The sequence below is a fragment of the Microbispora sp. NPDC049633 genome (genome assembly GCF_040675265.1).
Taxonomy (GTDB): domain Bacteria; phylum Actinomycetota; class Actinomycetes; order Streptosporangiales; family Streptosporangiaceae; genus Microbispora; species Microbispora maris.
Map to the genome: position 1 here is coordinate 1 of NZ_JBFAOO010000249.1, position 9,344 is coordinate 9,344.

9 protein-coding genes are annotated in these 9,344 nt (G+C 72.4%); 5 read left to right on the forward strand and 4 right to left on the reverse strand.

The window, feature by feature from the left end:
- Positions 1 to 302 (reverse strand): alpha/beta fold hydrolase (locus AB0J39_RS35450; protein WP_363472859.1); only part of this gene is annotated, 302 nt, incomplete at its 3' end.
- Positions 303 to 371: 69 nt separating this feature from the next.
- Between AB0J39_RS35450 and AB0J39_RS35455 the strand changes: the two genes are divergently transcribed.
- Both AB0J39_RS35455 and AB0J39_RS35460 read left to right on the forward strand, forming a co-directional pair.
- Positions 372 to 1,100: a type 1 glutamine amidotransferase gene (locus tag AB0J39_RS35455; RefSeq protein ID WP_363472862.1), complete on the forward strand. Its 729-nt coding sequence runs from the start codon at positions 372 to 374 to the stop codon at positions 1,098 to 1,100.
- 265 nt (positions 1,101 to 1,365) lie between these two features.
- Entirely contained in the window at positions 1,366 to 4,368 is a 3,003-nt protein-coding gene (locus AB0J39_RS35460; RefSeq protein WP_363472864.1) for a bifunctional [glutamine synthetase] adenylyltransferase/[glutamine synthetase]-adenylyl-L-tyrosine phosphorylase, read from the forward strand.
- Between the two features lie 18 nt (positions 4,369 to 4,386).
- Here AB0J39_RS35460 and AB0J39_RS35465 read toward each other — a convergent pair whose 3' ends face one another.
- A complete protein-coding gene (locus tag AB0J39_RS35465; protein WP_363472866.1) occupies positions 4,387 to 5,205 on the reverse strand; it encodes an SAM-dependent methyltransferase in 819 nt (272 codons plus the stop codon).
- A 132-nt stretch (positions 5,206 to 5,337) separates the two neighbouring features.
- On the opposite strand from AB0J39_RS35465, the gene AB0J39_RS35470 reads away from it, so the two are divergent.
- On the forward strand, positions 5,338 to 6,642 hold the full coding sequence (locus AB0J39_RS35470; RefSeq protein WP_363472868.1) for a hypothetical protein: 1,305 nt from the start codon (positions 5,338 to 5,340) through the stop codon (positions 6,640 to 6,642).
- A gap of 24 nt (positions 6,643 to 6,666) precedes the next feature.
- On the opposite strand, the gene AB0J39_RS35475 is transcribed toward AB0J39_RS35470, so the two are convergent.
- The gene (locus AB0J39_RS35475; RefSeq protein ID WP_363472870.1) at positions 6,667 to 7,107 is read right to left on the reverse strand and encodes a nuclear transport factor 2 family protein; all 441 of its coding nucleotides are present in this window, start codon (positions 7,105 to 7,107) and stop codon (positions 6,667 to 6,669) included.
- A 155-nt stretch (positions 7,108 to 7,262) separates the two neighbouring features.
- Entirely contained in the window at positions 7,263 to 8,033 is a 771-nt protein-coding gene (locus AB0J39_RS35480; protein WP_363472872.1) for a neutral zinc metallopeptidase, read from the reverse strand.
- 243 nt (positions 8,034 to 8,276) lie between these two features.
- On the opposite strand from AB0J39_RS35480, the gene AB0J39_RS35485 reads away from it, so the two are divergent.
- Both AB0J39_RS35485 and AB0J39_RS35490 read left to right on the forward strand, forming a co-directional pair.
- A complete protein-coding gene (locus tag AB0J39_RS35485; protein WP_363472875.1) occupies positions 8,277 to 8,708 on the forward strand; it encodes a GNAT family N-acetyltransferase in 432 nt (143 codons plus the stop codon).
- Positions 8,709 to 8,806: 98 nt separating this feature from the next.
- Positions 8,807 to 9,304 carry a hemerythrin domain-containing protein gene (locus AB0J39_RS35490; protein WP_363472876.1) on the forward strand — a complete coding sequence of 166 codons (498 nt, stop codon included), beginning with the start codon at positions 8,807 to 8,809 and terminating at the stop codon, positions 9,302 to 9,304.
- Positions 9,305 to 9,344: the final 40 nt, after the last annotated feature.

The following is a 9,344-nucleotide window of genomic DNA, read 5'->3' on the forward strand; positions in this document are numbered from 1 at the left end:
TAGGCGCCCATCGAGTGTCCGGTGAGCACGCTCGTGCCGTCCGCGCCGACGTGCTCCGCCACGCGTTCCAGGTCCTCGGCGTGCCGGTCCAGGCCGTACGGGCCGGGCAGGCCGGCGCTGTGGCCGCGCCCGCGTAGGTCGACGGCGACCAGCGACCAGCCGGGCGGCAGCGCCTCGGCCACGCCCCGCCACGCCATGAGGGAGGCGGTGATGCCGTGCGCCGCGATGATCAGGCGGGGACCGCCGCCGAACCGGGCGATCCGCAGCCGTCCGCCGGGGACGGCGACCTCGTCGATGCTCATGGTGGGGACTGTACGGTACGACCCTCTCAGGTATCGCCTGTCCCGATATGTGTCTTTAAGCTCTGCCCCATGGGTGAACGTCTGATCGTCATCGAGCACGAGGCCGACGCCGGTCTGGGCTTCTTCGCCGGCTGGCTGGAGGCCGCCGGTGCCGAGGTCGAGGTCGTCCGGCCGTACAAGGGAGAGCCGGTGCCCGGTCGTGCCCCCGCCGGGCTGCTGGTCCTCGGCGGCGCCGCGGCGGCGTGGGACGACGAGGGGTACGGCTGGCTCCCCGCGACCAGGGACCTGCTCGCGCGCGCCATCGACGAGGGCGTGCCGACGCTCGGCGTCTGCCTCGGCGCCCAGCTCATGACGATGGCCTGCGGCGGCACGGTCGAGCGCGGCGCCGCGGGCCTGGAGATCGGGCTGGGGGAGATCGAGCCGCTGCCCGCAGCCGCCGCCGACCCGCTGCTGTCCGCGCTGCCCGGGTCGTCCGGGCTCCCCGCGCTGTCCGGTGGCCGGGTCAGGGCCGTCCAGTACCACTACGACGCCATGACGGCTCTGCCCGAGGGCGCCGTACGGCTGGCCACCGGCACGATGTACCCCAACCAGGCGTACCGGCTCGGCGACCGCGCCTGGGCCGTGCAGTTCCATCCCGAGGCCACGCCCGGGATCTTCGCCTCCTGGACCGTCGGCGGCGAGCTGCCGCCGGAGCGGGCCGCGGAGCTGAACGCGCAGGTCGAGGTGGCCGAGGACGAGCTGAGACGCACCTGGAGGCCGCTCGCCGAGGCGTTCGCGGCCCTGCTCACGCGGTCCTGACCTCCCTTTCCCGCCGGCGCGTGGGTGCGCGGGTGCGCGGCCAAAACGCGTGATGGGATGATTACGCAGAGAAACCGCTAAGGACGCGCACAACCCTGAGGGTTACCGTGTGCGCTGAGCCCGGTACGCGCCGGGCCGGACAGCCAAGATCGGCTCCCCGGAGGGACCGATCTCTGCGAGGAGGCTTCCATCCCATGTGTACCGTTACTGGGAAGGTTTGTCTCGGGGGGCCGACGTGATCGACGTCGGGGTTGAGGAAGGAACGGTGAACGCCGCGCCTCGGATACAGACGACGGCAGGGCGCCTGGCGGCGCTCGGATTCGCCGACGGCGCGCGGGCCGAGAGGCTGCTCGACGAGCTCGGTCCCGAGGCGGTCGGCGATTTCGCGCTGCTCGACGACCTCGTGCGGGCCGCCGACCCGGATCTGGCGCTCACCACGCTGAGCCGCGTGGTGGAGCGGGACCCGAGCGTGCTCGGGGCGTTCCGCGCGGACCCGGACCTGCGCCGCAGACTGCTCGGCGTGTTCGGGCTCAGCGCGGCGCTCGGCGAGCACGTCGTACGGCACCCGGAGTGCCTGGCCTCGACGCGGTGGACCCGGTGGCCCGCGACCGGCGAGCTGCGTGAGGAGATGCTGCTCGCGGTCGGCGCGGACCCGGACGACGCCGAGCCGGTGGCCGCGGGCGTGACCGGGGGAGGCCCGGCCGCCGAGCCGGGCCCGGCGATGGACGCGCTGCGCGTCGCCTACCGCGGCCGCCTGCTGCACCTGGCCACGCGGGACGTGACCGGCGAGTGCACGCTCGCCGAGGTCGCCGCCGCGCTGGCCGACCTGGCCTCGGCCGCACTGGAGGCCGCGCTCGCCGTCGCCAGGGCCGAGGTGGCCGACGCGGGCGACGTACGGCTGGCCGTGATCGGCATGGGCAAGTGCGGCGCCCGCGAGCTGAACTACATCTCCGACGTCGACGTCGTCTTCGTGGCCGAGCCCAAGGAGGGCGTGGACGAGACCAAGGCGCTGCAGACCGCCACGCGTCTGGCGCAGGGCATGATGCGGGCCTGCTCGGCGAGCACCCCCGAGGGCGCGCTGTGGGAGGTGGACGCCAACCTGCGCCCCGAGGGCAAGATGGGCCCGCTCGTGCGCAGCATGGAGAGCCACCTCGCCTACTACCGGCGGTGGGCCAAGACGTGGGAGTTCCAGGCGCTGCTCAAGGCACGCCCGGTCGCCGGCGACCTAGAGCTCGGACAGCAGTACGTCGCCGCGGTCAACGAGCTGGTGTGGCAGGCCGCGGCCCGGCCCAAGTTCGTCGAGGACGTGCAGTCCATGCGCCGCCGCGTGGAGGCGCACGTGCCCGCGGGCGAGGCCGACCGGCAGATCAAGCTCGGGCCGGGCGGGCTGCGGGACATCGAGTTCGCCGTGCAGCTCCTCCAGCTCGTGCACGGCCGGTCCGACCCGCTGCTGCGCCGCCGGGCCACGCTGTCGGCCCTCGCCGCGCTCTCCAGAGGCGGCTACGTCGGCCGCGACGACGCCAAGTCGCTCGCCGAGGCCTACACCTTCCTGCGCCAGGTCGAGCACATGCTCCAGCTCCACCGGCTGCGCCGCACCCACGTGGTGCCGTCGGACACCGCCGACCTGCGGCGGCTCGGCCGAGGGCTGGGCATGACGACCGACCCGGTGGGGGAGTTCACCACCACCTGGCGGCGGCACGCGCTGGAGGTGCGGCGGCTCCACGAGAAGCTGTTCTACCGGCCGCTGCTGCAGGCCGTCGCCCGGCTGCCGGAGACCGAGGCCCGCCTGTCCACGGCCGCGGCCACCGCGCGGCTGGAGGCGCTCGGATACGCCGACCCCGGGGGCGCGCTGCGCCACATCGCCGCGCTCACCAGCGGCGTCTCCCGCCGGGCGGCCATCCAGCGGACGCTGCTGCCGGTCATGCTCGGCTGGTTCGCCGACGCTCCCGACCCCGACGCCGGCCTGCTCGGCTTCCGCCAGGTGAGCGACAAGCTCGGCACCACGCCCTGGTACCTGCGGCTGCTGCGCGACGAGACCGCCGTGGCCGAGCGGCTCGCCCACCTGCTCGGCACCAGCCGCTACGTCACCGGGCTGCTGCTGCACGCGCCCGAGGCCGTCGCGATGCTGGGCTCGCCCGCCGAGCTGGCCGTACGGCCCGCCGCGACGCTCGCCGCGGAGGCCGCCGCCGCGGTGGGCCGCCACGCGGAGAGCGCCGAGACCGCCGTCGCCGCCGTCCGGGCCCTGCGCCGCAGGGAACTGCTCCGTACGGCCTGCGCCGACCTGTCCGGGCTGATCGACATCGAGGAGGTCGGCCAGGCGCTCTCGTCCCTCAACGACGTCACGATCCAGGCGGCGCTGGACACGGCGATCAACAAGGTCACGCTGGAGCGGCGGGCCACGTTCCCGACCCGGATCGCGGTGATCGCCATGGGCCGCCTGGGCGGCCTGGAGAGTTCCTACGCCAGCGACGCCGACGTCATGTTCGTGCACGCGCCGCTGCCGGGGGTGGCCGAGCGGGACGCGACCGACGCCGCGCACGCGGTCGCCGAGGAGACGCGCAGACTGCTCGCGCTGCCCGCCCCCGACCCGCCGCTGCAGATCGACGCGAGCCTGCGGCCGGAGGGACGGCAGGGGCCGCTCGTCCGGACGATCGCCTCCTACCGGGCCTACTACGACCGCTGGGCCTCGCACTGGGAGGCCCAGGCGCTGCTGCGGGCCCGGTTCTGCGCGGGCGACGCCGAGCTCGGCCACGAGTTCGTCGCGCTCGTCGAGCCGCTGCGCTACCCGGCCGAGGGCATCTCCGCCGACGCCGTGCGCGAGATCCGCAAGCTCAAGGCGCGAATGGAGGCTGAGCGGCTGCCGCGCGGGGCCGACCCGGCCCTGCACACCAAGCTCGGCAGGGGCGGGCTGAGCGACGTGGAGTGGGTGGCCCAGCTGATCCAGCTGCGGCACGCGGGAGCCGTACCGGCGCTGCGCACCACGCGCACCCTGGACGCGCTGCGCGCGGCGGCGGGGGAGGGCCTGCTCGACCCGGCCGACGAGGCGGTGCTGGCGGAGGCGTGGCTGTTCGCCTCGCGCATCCGCGACGCCCTCATGCTGGTGCGCGGGCGGGCGGCCGACAGCATCCCCATCCCGGTCAAGGAACGGGTGCTGCTCGCGCGGGCCCTCGGCTATCCCCCGGAGGGCACCGAGGACTTCATCGAGGACTACCGGCGCGCCACCCGGCGGGCCAGGACCGTGGTCGAGCGCGTCTTCTACGAGGACTGAGCGCGGGGCGAGGGCCGGTCAGAGCTTCCGGCCCACGCCGCCGTACGCGCCGTGCACGTGGTCGGCCGGGAGAGGGACGTCGTCCGGGGCCGGACGCCACTCGCCGAGCGCGGCCAGGCCGGGTTCCACGAGCTCGAAGCCCTCGAAGAACCGGCTGATCTCGGCGCCGGTCCGCAGGATGAGCGGTACGGACCCGGCGTTGTACGCCTCGGCGAAGGCCCTCAGGCTCTCGGGGGCGAAGTCGCCGGTGACGTGGGAGACGGCGAGGTAGCTGCCGGGCACGAGCGCGTCGGTGTAGCGCTTGACGACGCCGAACGGGTCGTCCTCGTCCTTGATGTACATCAGCGTGCCCACGATCACCAGGCCGATCGGCTGCTCGAAGTCGAGCGTCGCCAGCGTGTCCGGGTGCTTGAGTACGGCGTCCGGGTCACGGAGGTCGGCCTCGACGTAGGCGGTCCTGCCCTCCGGCGCGCTGCGCAGCAGCGCGCGGGCGTGGACCATCACGATGGGATCGTTGTCGACGTAGACGACCCTGGCCGCCGGATTCACGGCCTGGGCGACCTCGTGGGTGTTGCCCTGGGTCGGGATGCCGGTGCCGATGTCCAGAAACTGGGTGACGCCCTGCTCCGCGAGGAATCGCACGGCCCGGTAGAGGAAGGCGCGGTTGTCCCGGACACCCTGGACGACCCCGGGGGAAGCGGATTTGACCGCTTCCGCGACCTCGCGGTCGGCCGCGAAGTTGTCCTTGCCGCCCAGCCAGTAGTCGTACACCCGGGCGGGATGCGGCACCGAGGTGTTGAGCTTCGGGGACGGGGACGGGGACGTCTCGTCGGCCATTGCCGTACTCCAAAGGGACGTGGTTTTATCTGATCTTACTCATTTGCCCAATCGCGCCCGGGCCGTTTGATCAAGATCGAGGGTCGCGGAAGGCATTGCCCCTGCAGCGGGCACGCTGTATCAACGGTGCGGGTGATCTCTTTGATCTCGTATTACGCCGATCTGGCCATCGGGCTGGTCCTGGCCTTCCTGCTGCTGTCGCTTCTCGTCAGCGGCATCAACGAGGGCATCGTCAGGCTGCTCGGAATCCGCAGCAAGTTCCTGTGGGCGTACCTGCGCGACACCCTCGACGGCGCGGAGACGTCGGACGGGACCTCCCGGCTCGACCGCGTCCTCGACGTGCTGAAGAGGTTCGGGCGCAAGGCGCGGACGCCGCTGACACAGGCGGCCGCGCCGGAGGAGGGCCGCTCGCGCCTGCCCGCCAGCGTCATGGGGGTGTTCGCGCGGCTGCCGTTCGGCCGGGACCCGCGGCCCGCCTTCAGCCGCCAGCCGCCGCCCGTGGAGAGCCCGCCGCTGGCCGCCGCCGCCGGCTCGGTGGCCGCCGAGCAGATGGCGGCGGACCCGGCCCCGATCGACGAGCGGGTGGACGAGCGGGTGGACCCCGCGCATCCGGCGGAGCAGGCCGACCCCGTGGAGACCGCCGTCCTCGCCGCGGACGCACCGGCCGTGCTGCCGCCAGGCCAGGGCAAGTCGATGGCCGAGCTGCTCCACGAGCGCCTGCAGGAGATCGACCACGCCAAGCGCGGACGGACGAGCATCGCCGACATCCCGCCCGCGCGCTTCGCCGTCGCCGTCCTGGAGATCGCCACCGAACACGGCGGCGTGGAGACTCTCATGCGGGATCTCGACGCGCTCAAGAGCCCCTTCTCCCGGCCGCTCAAGGCCGTGTGGGACAGGGCGAGCCACGACCTGGAGGCGTTCCGGCGGGGCGTGGAGGACTGGTTCGACGGCGAGATGGAGCGGCTCAGCGTGCTCTACCGCCGCTACGTCCGCTGGGTCCTCGTCGCGCTCGGCCTCGTCGTGACGCTGGTGTTCAGCATGGACTCCCTGGAGTACGGCAAGAGCCTGCTGCGCGACAACGCCTACCGCAGCGCGGTGACCGCGTTCGGCCAGTCCGGCCCGCAGGCGCTGGAACCCCTGCGCGAGCAGTGCGAGCCGGGCCAGGACCCCTACGTGTGCGTCACCGACGTGCTGAGCACTCCGGCGTTCGTGAAGATCTTCACGCACGCCCCGGTGAGCGTCACGATGGACGCCTCCGGCGGCCCGGCCTGGGCCTGGCGCGGCGGGGACTGGTGGGGGCGTCTCACGTCGCCGGGCCACTGGCCGGGCTTCCTCGTCACCCTGGTGGCCCTGCTGTTCGGCGCGCCGTTCTGGTGGGACATCCTGCGCCGGGTGAGCGGCCTTCGCGCCAGGACCTCCGGCTCGACCCCCTCCTGACGGTCACCGGCGGCACCGTCCGCGTCAGGGCTCGAGGTCGGTCACTCCCCGGCCGCTCGCCATGTCGAGCGGCACGGAGACCTGGTCGTGCGCGATCAACCAGTCGCCGTCGGTCTTCCGGAAGCAGAACGTGCCCCGGACCCACATGCCGCTCGTCGCCGTCCCGTTCCTCAGCGTGCCGCTGAGCCGGCCGAAGCAGTGGCCGAACGCCACGTCATCGCCCACGGTGAGGGTCAGGTCGCGAACCTCGTAGTCCACCTCCTGGAAGAGCGCGAACACCTTCGCCCAGTTCTTCAACTTCGCGTCTGTCCCCACGTGCTGCAGTGGCGGCTCGACGTCGAAGGACACGACGTCCGGCGCGTAGAGCCGCCTCAGGCCTTCGAGATCCCCGGCCCGGATCCCTTCGACGACCCTGCCGATCTGCCGCCTTATCGTGGCTTCGTCTTCCTCGCGTCGCGTGGGCATCGCCACCCGTCCCTTCGATTCGGTGTGCAAGTCCGGCTTCTCACCGGTACGACCGGACAGCACCGCGAAATGTCAGGTGACTATGGGCCGACGAGCGAGCCGGACCGGCTGACCGGGCCCGCTGTCGTCCCGGTCAGCCGGTGCATCAGACCGGGTCACGCCACCTTGGAGGACGGGGCGGTCCATGTGTTGCAGGAGCCGGGGTCGCCGGACTTGAACCCGGCGTCGGCCCAGTAGGTGATCGACTTCCTGCTTCCGCCGTCCTTGCCCGCCCAGCCGCGCAGGTAGAAGAGCAGGTCGTCCCAGTCCTCCGAGCCACGGTGGAGGGACTTCCAGACGCTGCGGATGAAGGCTCCGGCGAAGCAGTGGCCCTGCAGGTTGTAGCGCCGGTTCTGCTCGGCGAGCTCGGCCTTGTTCCGGGAGTCGAGGTTCACCCAGGCCCGGTAGATGCCGGCGGCGTTCTGCACGTGCTCTCCGTAGAACGTCGCCACCAGGTTGAACAGATAGAGATCCTCCGGCTCCTCCAGGAGGTCCTTGGAAAGCACGATCAGAAGCGTGCGAGACCCTTCACAGTAGAAGGCGTCGAAATCGTCCTTGCGCCACTTCAGCCCGCAGAACTTCGCCGGCGCTTTGTCGGTCACGGTGAGCTTCATCCGGGACTGCTTCAGCCCCGCCTTGCGCAACTGGGCGGTCCAGGAACGGTCGACGCACCTGAGCACATCGGCCAGATAGCTCTTGGCCGACGCCGCGTCGTTCTTCTTCACCGGTCTTTCCCGGCAGGAGGTGGTCGGCAAAGGACCCGCGCTGTACAGGCGGTTGGCGGTGAGGGTCCTGTTCTTGACGGGGTGGGCGGCGGCCGGGGAGGAGACGGCCGGGACGAGCCCCAGCGTCACCGAACCGGCGAGCGCGATCATGGCGAGTTTCACGGACGACGAGGTTAAACCAGAACAAAGTGCGCGCAAAGTCTTTTAGCAATAACGATTCGCCTTTGTGTGCGGCGCGGAGCAATATGGAGCCCCCGTTCGCCCGGCTGTGCCGCGAGGCGCATTACCGGTGCCGGTGACGAGTGGTTAGGAGAGTGCATCATCATCAGACACGCCGAACCGGCGGACGCCGGGGCGATCGCCGCCGTCCACGTGCGGTCGTGGCAGGCCGCCTACCCGGGACTGATGCCCCAGGCTCACCTCGACGGCCTCACCCCGGCCATGCGCCTGCCGGTGTGGGAGCGGCTGCTGGGGGAGTCCCCGCGGCGTACGGAGATCCTCGTGGCGGAGGTGGACGGCTCCGTCGCCGGCTTCGCCGCGTTCGGCCCCGGCCGGGACGACGACGTCGACCCCGCCTCGGTGGCGGAGGTCTCGGCGATCTACCTGGTGCCCGAGGCGTGGGGCGCCGGGGTCGGCGGGCGGCTCATGTCCGCCGTGCTGGACGGCCTCGCCGCCGCCGGGTACGAGCAGGCCACCCTCTGGGTCGTCGAGGGGAACGCCCGAGCCCGGCGGTTCTACGAGCGCGGCGGCTGGCACCCCGACGGAGCCGTGCAGCGGGACGAGTCGGACGGATTCCCGCTGACCGAGGTCCGCTACCGCCGGTCCCCGCACCGTTGACGCGTCGGACGGCTTGGTGATAGACCCTCTGCCAGCGTCGCGGTGCACCCGGCAAGGAGACCGCCGAGGGCATGGAGGCGCCGGCACAAGGGACGACCTTGACGACATCGCATGGACGCCTGAGGGCGTTCGGCAACCAGTTGATCGACGTACACATCTGGCTCCGCGAGGAGCTCGCGGCGCTGCGCGAGGACATCGACGCCCACCTCGCCGGAGGCGCCCGCCCCCGCGAACTGCGGGCCCACTGCCTCGCCTTCTGCTCCGCGCTGAACCGCCACCACACCGGTGAGGACGACGGTGCGTTCCCCGAACTCGCCCGGCGGTACCCGGAGTTGCGCCCGGTGCTGGAGGAACTGCGCCGCGACCACCGCCTGGTGGAGGACTGCCTGCGGCGGCTGCAGGACCTCGCCGGGCGTCTGGACCAGGCGGCCGACCCCGTGGAGGTCCGCCGCGAGCTGGACAGCCTGGCCGCGCTGATGGAGACGCACTTCGTCTACGAGGAGAAGCGGATCGTCGCGGCGCTCAACGCGCTGGACGTGCCGGGCTGGGACCGCTCCCGGCCCGAGTTCCTGCGCACGGACGAGACGGGGCGCTGACCGACGCGCGAGGCGGAGCGGTCGCATGCGGCCGCTCCGC

Bases quoted from the DNA above. Each gene is read 5' to 3' on its own strand.
- AB0J39_RS35465 (WP_363472866.1), bottom strand. From the start codon at position 5,205: ATGGCCGACGAGACGTCCCCGTCCCCGTCCCCGAAGCTCAACACCTCG.
- AB0J39_RS35485 (WP_363472875.1), top strand. From the start codon at position 8,277: ATGCCCCAGGCTCACCTCGACGGCCTCACCCCGGCCATGCGCCTGCCG.
- AB0J39_RS35475 (WP_363472870.1), bottom strand. From the start codon at position 7,107: ATGCCCACGCGACGCGAGGAAGACGAAGCCACGATAAGGCGGCAGATC.
- AB0J39_RS35455 (WP_363472862.1), top strand. From the start codon at position 372: ATGGGTGAACGTCTGATCGTCATCGAGCACGAGGCCGACGCCGGTCTG.